The sequence below is a fragment of the Streptomyces pratensis genome (genome assembly GCF_037137275.1).
GTDB classification, from domain to species: Bacteria; Actinomycetota; Actinomycetes; order Streptomycetales; family Streptomycetaceae; genus Streptomyces; species Streptomyces pratensis_B.
The window spans coordinates 152,692-167,205 of the sequence record NZ_JBBBEN010000100.1 but is presented as its reverse complement, the minus strand read 5'-3'; the positions used below and the strand labels follow the sequence as shown (position 1 = coordinate 167,205).

The following is a 14,514-nucleotide window of genomic DNA, read 5'->3' as shown; positions in this document are numbered from 1 at the left end:
CGCCCAGGGGAGTCCGGGCTGGCCGGGTGCGTCACGCTAGCGCCAACGCCCGGCGCGGCCCTCTTCGTGCAGGTGGATCAACCAGCGTGCTGTCTGAGCAGGTTGACGAGGGCGGGCAGGGCCTCGGCGGCGGTCGCCCGGCACACCAGGTCGCCGTCCTGGGGGCCTTCCAGCGGGTACGGCATGAACTGGCCGTTGCGCCAGAAGCCCTCCGGGTCCAGGTAGACGACCTGCATGCCGCGAGCGCGGGCGCGTGCCTGGACCTTGCGTCGGTCGGCGTGCAGGCCGACGACGAGGAGGGCCTTGGCGCCGTCCACCCACTCGACGTCGGGTACGGCCTGGTCGTAGCGGCGCATGAAGCACTCGTTGAGCCCGGCGCGCGCCGCGAGCACGTCGAAGTTGTTGGCGATGACCGGGCCGACGAGGTGACCGGCGTCCTTCAGTTCCTTCAGCGCCCACATGGCCGGAGTCGGTTCGGCCAGGAAGCAGGCGCGGAACATCTCCACGAACTCCGCAGTCTTCTCCTCCGGCTCCGTAAGAACCTCGTGGAGGAGCGTGTCCGCTGTCGGGGAGAGGGTGAAGCGGTGTTCCCGAGGCTCGTGGCCCTGGCGGTCGGTGACCCGGTAGATCTCATGGAGCCGGTGCAGGGGCGGGATACCCGCCTCGACCGACGTACCGCAGCCGATCTCCACCTGGAACGGCAGCAGGTCCGCGAGGACGGACAGGTCTGGGACGCGGGTCGGCGTACCGGGGCGGTCCTTGCACCTGATCCCGGTGGAGAGGACGTTCCACGGCAGCTGCCGGACAGCGGGCGGTGGTGCGTAGGACACCGAGGCGATCTGCACGTCCAGGCTGCGGTAGCCGACGGGGAGGGTACGGCCCGCCGCCGCGTCCTGGGGGTGGGCGTCGTGCTCGGTGATCCGGCACTTCAGGTCCCGGCGTGTCCATAAGAATCCGCCGGGAGCCTCCTTCCAGCCGCCGGTGGCGAGCGAGTCCCACAGGGCGTCGTGGTGCGCGTCGATCTCATCCGCTGGAGCGGTAGCGGAGTGGTAGAGGTACAGGTCGGTCAGGCCGATGGCTGGCGCGGCGGTGGTGGGGACCAGGCTGTACCGGTAGCGGTAGTGGATGATCCGCCGCCGGGCGTCGTCGGCGGCCGTCCAGCCGCTCTGTTCGGCCGTGGCCTTCTCCTGCGTACGGCGCCAGATGCCTTCCTCGATGTAGCGGGGTCGGTCGGCGTCGCCGAAGTAGGTCTTCCAGACCTGCTGTTGGTCGGGGGTGAGCTGGTCGATGACGATGTACGGGATGTCCATGATCTCTCCCTGGAGAATCACGCCTGGATGTTCCGGGTGCATGGCAAGGTCCGTTGGCCGGGAAGGTGGGGTGAACGGCCCGGACAGCGGAGCGGAGTCAGCGGTCGGAGAGCGGGCTCGCGTCCGTTGAGACGGCGGCGGGCTGGTGACCGAGGCCGTTGAGAAGCGGGACGGCCTGCTCACGCAGTGCCCAGGCCGGGCCCACCAGGCCGGCGACCGCCAGAAGCGTGAGCGCGATGCCTCCGCCTTCGGGGCGTACGGAGCGCGGCGCGGTCTTTCGGGCGTGGCGTCGCCGAGGTCCGGTCACGGGGTGCCGCCGAGGGCCCGTCCGTGTGCGTCGACGAGGCGGCTGGTCTGCTGGTGCAGCCACTCCAGCTCGGCAGAGGTGAGGATGAGCGCGCCATCGAGGGTCGAGCCGTCATCCAGGTGGAACTCGATGGGAACCGATCCCTGCCTGGCCCGCGCGTCGTAGACCGCGTCCCGTCCGGCCGAGAGCGTGGCGTGGGTGGCCCTCACCGGCACGGGATTGAGCGTCGTTCCGTCGGCGGGCGCGGACCAGGGGGCCCCGCCCCCAGGCGGACGCAGGTGGTACGTCGTAGCAGAGCCCTCACCAGGGAGAGCGACCACGACACCCACACGGCCATCGCGAGCGCTGTCTGTGGCGAGGTCGCCGAGCCGTGGAACGAACGGTGCTGCCGTACCTAACTCGGCCCCCTGCGAGGGAAGATGAAAAGAACGTCGTCGCGTCGTGCCCCGAAGTTAGGAACAGGACGGGCCTCGAATATGAGCCGGAGGAATACGACCCCTATCCGTCCAGGTGAAAGCGGTCGGACATGTGCCGCAGCTTCTCCCTCGTGGCTGCCCGTTCCGCGTAGACGATGCTGCGAAGCGTTGAACGGGCGATGGGATGGTTCCGCACGAGCTGCGGCGCGATCCGCTCAGCCGTCTCCAGCTCGGTGAGGGCCTTTGCCCGGTTCCCGTCCCACAGCCAGGCCCGTGCGACGTCCATGTGGTGGTGACCCTGACGGGAGTTGGGCAGTGCGCCGACCAAGCTCGGGCTGGTGCGGCGGTTTATCTCAAGAGCTTTGCCCTGCTCGCCCATTTCCAGGGCCACGCTGATCGCGTGGATCTGCACGTTTCCGGCGGAGAACGTCAGCGAATGCCGGTCGTACACCGGTGCCCCGACGTACGTGTCCATGCGTTCAGCCGCGTCCTTCGCATGTCCGATCCGGTCCTCCGCTTCCGATGGACGGTTGGCCCGAGCGGCGGAGATGGCCGCCCGAAGCTGAAGCGTGCCCCAAGCCCGCACGGCCAGCGGATCACCATGTTCGTACGGCTGTTGCACCGAGGCGATCGCCTTGTCCGAGAGGGCCAGAGCGTCGGCCCAGTCAGCCGTCGCCCACATGTCCCAGACGCGCATCCAGTCGGCGACGGCAGGCAGCACCGGGTCTCCCGACAACCTGGCTGACCACGCGGCCCGTTCGCACGCCATGGCCACCAGCTCGGGGTGTCCGAGGGCGTGCGCGGCGGTGTGCGCGAACTTGCAGCACACGGCGTAGACGGCGTACGCCTCTTCCCGCTCGTGCCCGTCCGAGTCCTCCGCCAGGGCGCGCACTTCTCGGAACAGGTCCGGGAGAACTCGGAGGATCGCGACGTTGGAGGCGGTGTCCCGCAGACGGTGCAGCCGGGTCACCTCACGCCATAGCTGTGATGCCGGACGCGGAACCCCACTGAAGACGGGAACGAGGTCGTAGCGGCGCAGCTCGCGCAGAATCGACGAGGCGGCGATCTGCCACTGGCTGTCGTCTGGGGAGGCGCTGTACGGGCGTCCGATCAGGTCGTTCGGATGTACGTGCAGCTCTGCGGCCACCTGGTTGAGCAGCCCGACCCGGTCCAGCTCGATCAGGCCACGCTCCATCTTCGACACCCAGCCCTGCGACTTCCCCAGGGCCGTCGCCAGGTCGGCCTGCGGCATGCCCAGCCGTAGCCTCGCCCTGCGAGCGCGCTTGCCGATCTCCTCGGCTTCCTCCAGCATCAGGACACCTCCCGGCCGCCGGACGATCCGGCGCGACCGCCAGCCTGTCCGTACAGAGTTCGTCTCCTGCACGGTACCCATGACGCTGCTTCAGCGTGAGACGAGCTGCAAGGACAGTCGGGGCCGCGGCCCGTGTACCGCTGTCCCGTCCTGAACGGCGAGTCCGAGACCGGCGGCACTTCTGTCCGCCATCAGTGCCCGGACTGCCATCAGGCATTGATCCCGAAGCCGCCGGTGCCGAGAGGCAGCGGATCATGGGGATGAGGAACGTTCCACGTCGCGCACCGCCGGAGGCAGCCAGTGATCACCGTGACCGTCCTCCATCCTGGAACCATGGGCGCGGCGATCACCGCCGAGCTCGTGGCCGGCGGCCATGAGGCGCTGTCGGTGACCAAGGGCCGCAGTGAGAACACCTGGCTACGCGGGAGGGAAGCCGGTGCCACGGTGTACGACTCGCTCGCGGAGGCGCTGTCCCGAAGCGCGGTCGTTCTCTCGGTCTGCCCACCACAGGCGGCGGAGGATGTCGCGGCGGCGGTGGCAGCGCACGGCTTCGCGGGGGTGTACGTCGACGTCAACGCCATCAGCCCTCAACGCGTACGGCGCATCGCCGACGAGATCCGCCCCGGCTCCGCAGTCGTCGACGGTGCCGTTTTCGGTCAGCCGCCAGGCGAGGGGCGTGCCACACGGCTCTATCTCGCGGGGGCCGACTCTGCCGTCGAGCTGGTGGCGTCGCTGTTCACGGACTCTGCGCTGCACGTGTGCCGGGTCGGGGACACACCCGGTTCCGCTTCCGCTCTGAAGATGGCCTTTGCCAGTTATCAGAAGGCCGCTCGCACCCTCGCCGGCATCGCTCACGCGCTCGCCGACACCCATGGAGTCGGTGATCAGCTCACGGCCGAAGCCGAGATCATGATCTCCGCGATCCTCTCCGATCCGGAGTATCTGCCGAGTGTTGCAGCCCGAGCCTGGCGCTGGGCACCTGAGATGGAAGAGGTCGCGGATACTCTCCGTGCGGCTGACCTGCCTACGGACATGGCCGAGGCGACTGCTCGGGTGCTTGCCCTCTGGGAGGAAGACAAAGACCAGTACGACCTGTCGGTCGTGCATGCCCTCTCTCAGCTCCGCTCTGGAAGGAGCAGTTGATTCGTTCACGCTGACGGCGTGGCCGCGGGGCGGTCACCTCCGCCGAGGGCGAGACGTAGGAGCGGTGGGCGGGGCCGCCACCGCAGGCTCCGGCGAGGGCACGGGGCGCAGCACGGTGCTGCGAGCCTGTGCTGCCAGAGCTCGCCGGACAACAAACAAGGCCCTGTTCACTGACCAGGGCCTTCATCATGGAGCGGGTGACGAGAATCGAACTCGCGCTCTGAGCTTGGGAAGCTCATGTTCTACCATTAAACTACACCCGCGAAGCGTGCCGGTGACCGGCGTTGCATCGTCCCACACTGTACCCCATGTCAGGCCCCCGGCGGACGAGCCGCGGGGCCTTCGTGTCGTGTGCGCGGTGCGGGGGCGGGGGTGGACGTGGTTGTGGGGCGCGGGAGTTGGGGGCGTAGCGTGGGGCGTCGGAGTGCCGCGTGAGGTGGCGTCCTGTTCATCCCCTAATGTGGCGGTCTCGTCCATACGCGGTTGGGGAAGGGACTTGATGGAGTCGATGGAGCGCACCGTCGTCCGCTGTGCCGAAGGGCACGTTTTCGCTACCTCGTCGTTCCCGATGCAGCAGCTCGGGTCCGACCGGATCGGGCCGGGGCGGTTGCTCCGGTGTCCTCGATGTGCCCGGTTGCGGCAGGCCGTGCCGGTCGGGTTCGAGAGGCGGTAGCTCCGCGCGTGGTCGGCCGCGTGACGCCCGGGCCACCCGTCGTTCACGCAGCCGACCACGTCGGCGGGCACCGCCCGGCCCCACTCGCCCGCGGGCCCGGCCCGCCGGCCCGGCACCCGGCCACCACGCCCGGGCCGGAAACCAGGCGCGCGCCCGGGCCGGGAAGCCATGCGGGCCAGAGGCGGGCCCCCGCCCGGCCCCCGGCCACCACGCTCCGGCCCGGAAGCCGTGCAGGGCAGACCCGTGGCCGGACAGGGGCCCTACGGGGCAGCCCCCACCAGGGGATGTCGTAGCCGCCTGGGGCGGGGGTGCAGAGGCAGGGGGGCTTCGGGGCGGGGGCGTGCGGGTGGTCCGGTTGGGGTGGGCTCGCGCGTTCTGCGTATCCTCGGGAGGTGCTTCTCTCAGACAAGGACATCCGGGCCGAGATCGACTCCGGCCGCGTCCGTATAGACCCGTACGACCCGTCGATGGTGCAGCCGTCGAGCATCGACGTGCGGCTGGACCGCTACTTCCGGGTGTTCGAGAACCACCGGTATCCGCACATCGACCCAGCCGTCGAGCAGCCCGACCTCACCCGCACGGTCGAGCCCGAGGGCGACGAGGCGTTCATCCTGCACCCCGGGGAGTTCGTGCTGGCGTCCACGTACGAGGTGATCTCGCTCCCCGACGACCTGGCCTCGCGGCTGGAGGGCAAGAGCTCGCTCGGGCGGCTCGGGCTGGTGACGCACTCGACGGCCGGGTTCATCGACCCCGGGTTCTCCGGGCATGTGACCCTGGAGCTGTCGAACCTCGCCACGCTCCCGATAAAGCTGTGGCCGGGCATGAAGATCGGGCAGCTGTGCCTGTTCAAGCTGACCTCGTCCTCGGAGTTCCCGTACGGCTCGGAGCGGTACGAGTCGCGGTACCAGGGGCAGCGGGGCCCGACGGCCTCGCGGTCGTTCCAGAATTTCCATCGGACCCAGGTGTGATGACCCATGGCGAGTGACGTGCGCGAGAACCTTACCTACGACGGCTTCGGGCGGGCCGTGCGCGAGCTGGCGCAGGCCGTCGCCGACGACGGGTACGAGCCCGACGTGGTGCTCAGCATCGCGCGCGGCGGCGTCTTCGTCGCGGGCGGGCTCGCCTACGCGCTGGACTGCAAGAACATCCACCTGGTCAACGTGGAGTTCTACACCGGGGTGGGCACGACGCTGGAGATGCCGGTCATGCTGGCCCCCGTGCCGAACGCCATCGACTTCTCCGAGAAGAAGGTCCTGATCGCCGACGACGTCGCCGACACCGGCAGGACGCTCAAGCTCGTCCACGACTTCTGCGTCGACCATGTCGCCGAGGTGCGCAGCGCGGTCATCTACGAGAAGTCCCACTCGCTCGTGAAGTGCGAGTACGTGTGGAAGAAGACCGATCAGTGGATCAACTTCCCCTGGAGCGTGGAGAAGCCCGTCGTCCGTCGCGAGGGCCAGATCCTGGACGCGTAGCGTCCCCAGCCCAGCCCAGCCCAGCCCAGCCCAGCCCCGCCCAGCCCTGCCCCGCCCGTCCCGCCCCGGGACGGGCGCAGTCGGCGCCGTCCCGCGCCAGGGCTCACCCAGCCGTGCGGCCGGGTTCGCTCAGGGGTCGGCGGGGCCCGGAGCGGGTCGACCGGCCTTCCACGGGTTTTCGTCGTCGCGTCCGGGGAGGCGTGAGGCCCTCCCGAGCGCGGGGCGCTCAGACCGTGCCGTGCTCCGGGGCGGGTGGCGGCGCGGTCAGATCGTGCCCAGCTTGATGATCGACAGCAGCGCGACCAGCTGGATCGCGGAGGCCCCCAGCGCCTTCGGCCACGGCAGGTCGTGCGACTTGCTCACCATCGACGTGAACAGCGCGCCGGCCGCCAGCCAGGTCAGCCAGCCCAGGATCTGGACCACGGCGTTCTCACCGCCCAGGAACACGGCGAAGATCAGGCGCGGGGCGTCGGTGATCGACATGATCAGCATCGACAGGCCCACCGTCGGCTGCCACGAGCCGGTGCCCCCGAGCTGGCGGGCGAGGGTGTGGGTCACCGCGCCGAGGACCAGGCCGCCGATGACGAAGCCGACGCCGGTGAACAGGACGTACGGGAGGGCCGTCGAGATCGTCGCGTTGATCGCCTCGTCGCGCGCCTGGTCGAAGCCGAACAGCGCGAGCAGGCCGTACAGGAACGTGATGACCAGCGCGGGGCCCCAGACCGGGTGGTCCCGCATCTGCCAGAACGTCGCACCCGGCCGTGTGACGATCCCGCTCAGCAGGTCCTTCCAGCGCAGGCGTGGGCCCGTCGGCTGGGTGGGGGCCTGACCGGCGCGGTAGGTGTTGCCGTCGCCGTACGGGTCCTCGTCGACGCGGAACGCCTGCGTGTGGCCCGGGCTGTCGGCGTACGGGTCGTGGGGCGCGGGGTCCGCGTACGGGTCGCCGAAGTACTCCGGCTCGCCGTGCCCGTGAGGGCCCGGCCCGTGCCCGCCGCGGCCATGAGGGGCCCCGCGGCCGTCGTCGGCGTAGCCGCCCTGGTACGGAGCACCCTGCGGGGGGCCGTACGGCGGGGGCGCGGAGCCGTTGCCGCCGCCTCCTGTCGTCGGCCACGGCTGAGCGCCGTACGGCGGCTGTGGTGCTTGCCCTCCGTACGGCTGCTGCCGCGGGTGCTGCGGTTGTTGCGGGGTGCGGTTGTCCCGGCCGCGTCCGATCCTGAATCCAGCCACCCACCGAACGTACCTGGTCCGCGCGACCGCGGTGCGGGCGGCGGGGGAGCCCGTCCGCCATTGCTGCCGAGCTGTGACATCCCCTGAGGGCCGCGGGGCGGGGGAGTCCGGGGGAGGAGGAGAGCCGCGGAGAAGGCTTCCGCCGGGCCCGTACACGCCGGAAGCGGCCGACCCTGCCCCCGAGGCAGGTCCGGCCGCTTCCGCGGTGCTGCGATCCGCTACTTCGCCGGTTCCGGCTCCGGCGCGTCCGCCTGGTCCGACTCGCCCGACGGGTCGGCGGGGGCCTTCACGGACTCCAGGAGGAGCTGCGAGACGTCCACGACCTGGACGGACTCCTTGGCCTGGCCGTCGTTCTTCTTGCCGTTGACCGAGTCGGTCAGCATGACGAGGCAGAACGGGCAGGCGGTGGAGACGATGTCCGGGTTGAGGGCGAGGGCTTCGTCGACGCGCTCGTTGTTGACGCGCTTGCCGATCCGCTCCTCCATCCACATCCGCGCACCACCGGCGCCGCAGCAGAAGCCGCGCTCCTTGTGGCGGTGCATCTCCTCGTTCCGCAGACCGGGGACCTTGGCGATGATCTCACGCGGCGGGGTGTAGATCTTGTTGTGGCGGCCCAGGTAGCACGGGTCGTGGTAGGTGATCAGGCCCTCGACCGGGGTCACCGGGACGAGCCTGCCCTCGTCGACGAGGTGCTGGAGCAGCTGCGTGTGGTGGATGACCTCGTACTCGCCGCCGAGCTGCGGGTACTCGTTCGCGATCGTGTTGAAGCAGTGCGGGCAGGTGGCGACGATCTTCTTCGACGCCTTGGGCTTCTTCGTCGTCGTGTCTTCGTCGTCCTCGCCGTACGCCATGTTCAGCATGGCCACGTTCTCCTGGCCGAGCTGCTGGAAGAGCGGCTCGTTGCCCAGGCGGCGGGCGGAGTCACCCGTGCACTTCTCGTCGCCGCCCATGATCGCGAACTTGACGCCCGCGATGTGCAGCAGCTCGGCGAAGGCCTTGGTGGTCTTCTTGGCCCGGTCCTCCAGGGCGCCGGCGCAGCCGACCCAGTACAGGTACTCGACCTCGGTGAGGTCCTCGACGTCCTTGCCGACGATCGGGACCTCGAAGTCGACTTCCTTGGTCCACTCGACGCGCTGCTTCTTGGCGAGCCCCCAGGGGTTGCCCTTCTTCTCCAGGTTCTTGAGCATCGTGCCCGCTTCCGAGGGGAACGCGGACTCGATCATCACCTGGTAGCGGCGCATGTCGACGATGTGGTCGATGTGCTCGATGTCGACCGGGCACTGCTCCACGCACGCACCGCAGGTGGTGCAGGACCACAGGACGTCCGGGTCGATGACGCCCATCTCCTCCGCGGTGCCGATCAGCGGGCGCTCGGCCTCGGCGAGAGCGGCCGCGGGGACGTCCTTGAGCTGTTCCTCCGTCGCCTTCTCGTTGCCCTCCATGTCCTTGCCGCCACCGGCGAGCAGGTACGGGGCCTTGGCGTGCGCGTGGTCGCGCAGCGACATGATCAGGAGCTTCGGGGAGAGCGGCTTGCCCGTGTTCCAGGCGGGGCACTGTGACTGGCAACGGCCGCACTCGGTGCACGTGGAGAAGTCGAGGATGCCCTTCCAGGAGAACTGCTCGACCTGGGACACGCCGAAGACGTCGTCCTCGCCCGGGTCCTCGAAGTCGATCTCCTTGCCGCCCGAGGTCATGGGCTGGAGGGCGCCGAGGGCGACCTCGCCGTCGGCGTTCCGCTTGAACCAGATGTTCGGGAAGCCGAGGAAGCGGTGCCAGGCGATGCCCATGTTGGTGTTGAGCGAGACCGTGATCATCCAGATCAGCGAGGTGCCGATCTTGATCATCGCGGTGAGGTAGATGAGGTTCTGGAGCGTGCCGGGCGCGAGACCGTCGAAGGCCAGCACGAGGGGGTACGAGACGAAGTACGCGGCCTCGTAGCCGTCGACGTGGTGGATCGCGCCCTCAAGGCCGCGCAGGACCAGGATGGCCAGGCCGATGGTGAGGATGACGTACTCGACGAAGTACGCCTGCCAGGCCTTGGAGCCCGTGAAGCGCGACTTGCGGCCGGCCCGCGTGGGCAGGTTCAGCAGCCGGATCGCCATCAGCGTGACGATGCCGACCACCGTCATCAGGCCGATGAACTCGATGTACAGCTCGAACGGCAGCCAACTGCCGACGAGCGGGAGCACCCAGTCCGCCTGGAAGAGCTGTCCGTAGGCCTGGAGCAGCGTCGGCGGCAGGGTCAGGAAGCCGATGGCGACGAACCAGTGTGCGAAGCCGACGATGCCCCACCGGTTCATCCGGGTGTGGCCGAGGAACTCCTTGACCAGGGTGATCGTGCGCTGTTTGGGGTCGTCGGTGCGGCTGCCTGCCGGTACCGGCTGTCCGAGACGGACGAACCGGTAGATCTGTGCGACGGCTCGGGCGATGAGCGCAACGCCGACGACGGTCAGCACCAGCGACACGATGATCGCGGCGAGTTGCATTTAGGGGCTCCTCGGGCCTGCGAGAGCGGGTTCCAGGACTACTACCCACTACTACTAAGCAGTAACTTAATTAGTCTCTGCTGACACTATCCACATATTCCGCCGGGCTGTAGCCGGGCCGGCGGTGATCTGTGTCGCTCAGGTCAGCCTTGGTCCGGCGGGCCCTCCGCAGCGTCGCCCGCAGCGGGCCGTACGCGGCTTCGGCGAGGATCACCAGATCGAGCGTCACTCCATGGTGCTCTGCGTAGTGCTGGTCCAACAGGGCGGGGTCGTCCCACGGCATCCCGGAGCGGGCGCGCACCTGCGCCAGTCCGGTCAGTCCCGGCCGCAACTCCTGCCGCCACGGGCGGGCCCCGGGTCGCGCCGCCCGGGGGTCTCCCGGGGCCAGCGGGGCGGGCCCGACGAGCGCCAGCTCTCCTCGGACGACGTGGGGAAGCCGGGAGAGCAGGTCCAACCGCAGCCGGCGGGTGCGCAGACTGCGCAGTTCGAAGACCCGGCCGCCCAGCCCGGTCCGCACGCGCCGGTCCCACACGCCGCCCGGAGGCCGCCGGACCGCGAGGGCGAGCGCGGCGACGGCGACGGCGGGAGCGGTCAGGGCCAGCAGGGCGGTGCCGAGGGCCAGGTCCAGCACCCGTTCGGCCGTCGTGCGGGGGGTGAGGCGGTCGGCCAGCCGCCGCGCCCGGTCCTCGATGTCGGCCCGGCGTGCGGCGGGCCGGGAGGGGAAGTGGGCCCGCGCGACGCCGGTCGGGGTGGCGGGCCCTCGCGGGGGGCGGCCGCGGGGGCGGGGCGGGGGCTCTGGGGCGTACGGCCGGCGTCGGGGGCCGGGGCCGGGCGGGGCCGGGGGCCGGGGGCTCCCCGCCGCCGGGCTTTCCGGGACCCCGGCCTCCGCCGCCGGGTCTTCCGGGGGGCTGGCCTGCTCCGCCCGGACCTTCGCGGCCGGGTCTCCCTGCGTCCTCGCCCGCTCCGCCGGATGACCCGGGCCGTTCTGCCGCTGGTCGTTCCGGCGGGCGCGGTCCCTCTGGATCTGCCGGTTCCGCTGCCGGTTCTTCTGCCGTACGCGCCGCTTCCTCGCGTTCTGCATCGCGCCCACCCGGGGTTCAAGGTTCGATGGTGTGACGATTCATGGTGAAACCTGCTGTTTGACGCCGTTTGCCAACGACTCACGGCTTACGGCCGACTCGCGGCATTTTGTGACAGAACGATCCCACGGTGGCAGGGTGGGTGGGGGGTGCGCGGCCGTGTGGCGCGTAGCAGGTGTCGTGTCAGGGCGCCGCGGACGCGTGAGGTGTGGCGGGCCGCTGAGTGAGCAGAGGCTCAGGGGGCCGGAGCCCCGCAGCGCAGAGGTGCAGTGACGCAGAGGCCCAGCGGTGCAGAGGCCCGGGCGGCGCGCAGTGGCTCGGAGGGGGTCGGCGGTGCGGGCCCGGTGCGGGCCGGCGCGGTGCGTAGGTCGTGGCGCAGTGGCCCGTGAGCGATGTGAGGCATTTAAGTTGAGCCCTACCGACTCATGTCTGTTGACGCCCGGCCCGGCGTCATGCATCCTTGAGTCAGATCCACTCAAGTAGTCAGTTGGAGGAATTGAAATGGCACGTGCGGTCGGCATCGACCTGGGCACGACTAACTCCGTCGTCAGCGTTCTCGAAGGCGGCGAGCCCACCGTCATCACCAACGCCGAAGGCGCCAGGACCACGCCGTCCGTCGTCGCCTTCGCCAAGAACGGCGAGGTGCTCGTCGGCGAGGTGGCCAAGCGCCAGGCGGTCACGAACGTCGACAGGACCATCCGCTCCGTCAAGCGCCACATGGGCACTGACTGGAAGATCGACCTGGACGGCAAGAGCTTCAACCCGCAGCAGATGAGCGCCTTCATCCTGCAGAAGCTGAAGCGGGACGCCGAGTCCTACCTGGGCGAGAAGGTGACCGACGCGGTCATCACCGTCCCGGCGTACTTCAACGACTCCGAGCGCCAGGCGACGAAGGAGGCCGGCGAGATCGCGGGCCTGAACGTCCTGCGCATCGTCAACGAGCCGACCGCCGCCGCCCTGGCGTACGGCCTCGACAAGGACGACCAGACCATCCTCGTCTTCGACCTCGGCGGCGGCACCTTCGACGTGTCGCTCCTGGAGATCGGTGACGGCGTCGTCGAGGTGAAGGCCACCAACGGTGACAACCACCTCGGTGGCGACGACTGGGACCAGCGCGTCGTCGACTACCTGGTGAAGCAGTTCGCCAACGGGCACGGCGTGGACCTGTCCAAGGACAAGATGGCTCTCCAGCGTCTCCGCGAAGCCGCGGAGAAGGCGAAGATCGAGCTCTCGTCCTCGACCGAGACCACGATCAACCTGCCGTACATCACGGCGTCCGCCGAGGGCCCGCTGCACCTGGACGAGAAGCTCACGCGCTCGCAGTTCCAGCAGCTGACCTCGGACCTCCTGGACCGCTGCAAGACCCCGTTCCACAACGTCATCAAGGACGCGGGCATCCAGCTCTCCGAGATCGACCACGTCGTTCTCGTCGGTGGCTCCACCCGTATGCCCGCCGTCGCCGAGCTCGTCAAGGAGCTGACCGGCGGCCAGGAGGCCAACAAGGGTGTGAACCCGGACGAGGTCGTCGCCATCGGCGCCTCCCTCCAGGCCGGTGTCCTCAAGGGCGAGGTCAAGGACGTCCTGCTCCTCGACGTCACCCCGCTGTCCCTCGGCATCGAGACCAAGGGAGGGATCATGACGAAGCTCATCGAGCGCAACACCACGATCCCGACCAAGCGTTCCGAGATCTTCACGACGGCAGAGGACAACCAGCCGTCCGTGCAGATCCAGGTGTACCAGGGCGAGCGCGAGATCGCGGCGTACAACAAGAAGCTCGGGATGTTCGAGCTGACGGGTCTGCCGCCGGCCCCGCGCGGCGTGCCGCAGATCGAGGTCGCCTTCGACATCGACGCCAACGGCATCATGCACGTCGCCGCCAAGGACCTCGGCACCGGCAAGGAGCAGAAGATGACCGTCACCGGCGGCTCCTCGCTGCCGAAGGACGAGGTCAACCGGATGCGCGAAGAGGCCGAGAAGTACGCGGAGGAGGACCACGCCCGCCGCGAGGCCGCCGAGTCCCGCAACCAGGGCGAGCAGCTCGTCTACCAGACGGAGAAGTTCCTCAAGGACAACGAGGACAAGGTCCCCGGTGACGTGAAGACGGAGGTGGAGACCGCGGTCGGCGAGCTGAAGGAGAAGCTCAAGGGCGAGGACACCGCCGAGATCCGCACGGCCACCGAGAAGGTCGCGGCCGTCTCCCAGAAGCTGGGCCAGGCGATGTACGCCAACGCCCAGGCCGACGGTGCGACGCCGGGCGCCGAGGCCCCCGGTGACGCGGGCGCCCAGGGCAAGGCCGACGACGACGTCGTCGACGCCGAGATCGTGGACGACGAGAAGGACTCCAAGGGCGGTGCGGCGTGACCGAGGAGACTCCGGGCTTCGAGGAGAAGCCCGACGTCCCCTCCGGCGCCACCCCTGATGACGCCGAGCCGAAGGCCGCCGCTCCCTCGGAGGAGGAGGCGGCGGCCCCGGCCGGGGACGTTGACCCGACCGTCGGTCTGACGGCGCAGCTGGACCAGGCCCGCACCGCGCTCGGCGAGCGCACCGCGGACCTCCAGCGGCTCCAGGCCGAGTACCAGAACTACCGCCGCCGCGTGGAGCGGGACCGGGTCACGGTCAAGGAGATCGCCGCGGCGAACATCCTGTCCGAGCTCCTGCCCGTGCTCGACGACGTCGGCCGCGCGCGGGAGCACGAGGAGCTGGTCGGCGGCTTCAAGTCGGTGGCCGAATCGCTGGAGACGATCGTCGCGAAGCTGGGTCTCCAGCAGTTCGGCAAGGAGGGCGAGCCCTTCGACCCGACGATCCACGAGGCCCTGATGCACAGCTACGCGCCGGACGTCACCGAGACGACCTGCGTGGCGATCCTCCAGCCGGGGTACCGCATCGGCGAACGGACCATCCGCCCAGCGCGGGTGGCCGTCGCGGAGCCGCAGCCGGGCGCCACGCCCGCCGCGGGCAAGGAAGAGAAGACAGACGACGAGGAGAGCGGTGGCACCGAGGAGGTCTGACGCCGACACGTCCGACCACCAGGGTGCACACCGCCCGGCCCGGCGGCCGGCCCACGGGCCGGCCGCTCGGCCGATCGT

General features: G+C 69.8%; 12 protein-coding genes and 1 tRNA gene. 5 read left to right on the top strand and 8 right to left on the bottom strand.

Translation table 11 applies throughout. The annotated features are described in order from the left end of the window. Positions 1-77: 77 nt before the first annotated feature. The 4 genes from V9U70_RS26195 to V9U70_RS26180 all read right to left on the bottom strand — a co-directional run bounded on the left by V9U70_RS26195 (position 78) and on the right by V9U70_RS26180 (position 3,345). Positions 78-1,310 (bottom strand): hypothetical protein, encoded by a 1,233-nt coding sequence (locus V9U70_RS26195; RefSeq protein WP_336679232.1) that lies wholly within the window; start codon positions 1,308-1,310, stop codon positions 78-80. A gap of 97 nt (positions 1,311-1,407) precedes the next feature. Beyond that, complete coding sequence (locus tag V9U70_RS26190; protein ID WP_336679143.1) at positions 1,408-1,617, bottom strand: hypothetical protein; 210 nt, start codon at positions 1,615-1,617, stop codon at positions 1,408-1,410. Further along, the gene (locus V9U70_RS26185; protein ID WP_336679141.1) at positions 1,614-1,832 is read right to left on the bottom strand and encodes a hypothetical protein; all 219 of its coding nucleotides are present in this window, start codon (positions 1,830-1,832) and stop codon (positions 1,614-1,616) included. The genes V9U70_RS26190 and V9U70_RS26185 overlap by 4 nt, the downstream gene beginning before the upstream one ends. A 283-nt stretch (positions 1,833-2,115) precedes the next feature. Further along, the gene (locus V9U70_RS26180) at positions 2,116-3,345 is read right to left on the bottom strand and encodes a helix-turn-helix domain-containing protein (RefSeq protein WP_336679139.1); all 1,230 of its coding nucleotides are present in this window, start codon (positions 3,343-3,345) and stop codon (positions 2,116-2,118) included. Positions 3,346-3,645: 300 nt separating this feature from the next. On the opposite strand from V9U70_RS26180, the gene V9U70_RS26175 reads away from it, so the two are divergent. Further along, a complete protein-coding gene (locus V9U70_RS26175) occupies positions 3,646-4,488 on the top strand; it encodes an NAD(P)-dependent oxidoreductase (protein WP_336679137.1) in 843 nt (280 codons plus the stop codon). A 189-nt stretch (positions 4,489-4,677) separates the two neighbouring features. Here V9U70_RS26175 and V9U70_RS26170 read toward each other — a convergent pair. Next, positions 4,678-4,751 (bottom strand) — tRNA-Gly (locus V9U70_RS26170). An 802-nt stretch (positions 4,752-5,553) separates the two neighbouring features. Here V9U70_RS26170 and dcd point away from each other — a divergent pair. Beyond that, positions 5,554-6,129, top strand: coding sequence for a dCTP deaminase (gene dcd / locus V9U70_RS26165; protein WP_030588741.1), 576 nt, complete (start codon positions 5,554-5,556; stop codon positions 6,127-6,129). 6 nt (positions 6,130-6,135) lie between these two features. Continuing rightward, on the top strand, positions 6,136-6,636 hold the full coding sequence (locus V9U70_RS26160; RefSeq protein ID WP_336679133.1) for a phosphoribosyltransferase: 501 nt from the start codon (positions 6,136-6,138) through the stop codon (positions 6,634-6,636). Positions 6,637-6,900: 264 nt separating this feature from the next. Here the strand turns inward: V9U70_RS26160 and V9U70_RS26155 are convergent, their stop codons facing one another. The 3 genes from V9U70_RS26155 to V9U70_RS26145 all read right to left on the bottom strand — a co-directional run bounded on the left by V9U70_RS26155 (position 6,901) and on the right by V9U70_RS26145 (position 11,040). Further along, positions 6,901-7,863: a Yip1 family protein gene (locus V9U70_RS26155; RefSeq protein WP_336679132.1), complete on the bottom strand. Its 963-nt coding sequence runs from the start codon at positions 7,861-7,863 to the stop codon at positions 6,901-6,903. 218 nt (positions 7,864-8,081) lie between these two features. Beyond that, positions 8,082-10,349, bottom strand: coding sequence for a (Fe-S)-binding protein (locus tag V9U70_RS26150; RefSeq protein WP_336679131.1), 2,268 nt, complete (start codon positions 10,347-10,349; stop codon positions 8,082-8,084). Positions 10,350-10,419: 70 nt separating this feature from the next. Next, the gene (locus V9U70_RS26145; protein ID WP_336679230.1) at positions 10,420-11,040 is read right to left on the bottom strand and encodes a sugar transferase; all 621 of its coding nucleotides are present in this window, start codon (positions 11,038-11,040) and stop codon (positions 10,420-10,422) included. An 889-nt stretch (positions 11,041-11,929) separates the two neighbouring features. Between V9U70_RS26145 and dnaK the strand changes: the two genes are divergently transcribed. Together dnaK and grpE are read left to right on the top strand one after the other, a co-directional pair. Beyond that, the gene (dnaK, locus tag V9U70_RS26140; protein ID WP_336679129.1) at positions 11,930-13,789 is read left to right on the top strand and encodes a molecular chaperone DnaK; all 1,860 of its coding nucleotides are present in this window, start codon (positions 11,930-11,932) and stop codon (positions 13,787-13,789) included. Further along, the gene (gene grpE, locus V9U70_RS26135) at positions 13,786-14,436 is read left to right on the top strand and encodes a nucleotide exchange factor GrpE (RefSeq protein WP_336679127.1); all 651 of its coding nucleotides are present in this window, start codon (positions 13,786-13,788) and stop codon (positions 14,434-14,436) included. The genes dnaK and grpE overlap by 4 nt, the downstream gene beginning before the upstream one ends. Positions 14,437-14,514: the final 78 nt, after the last annotated feature.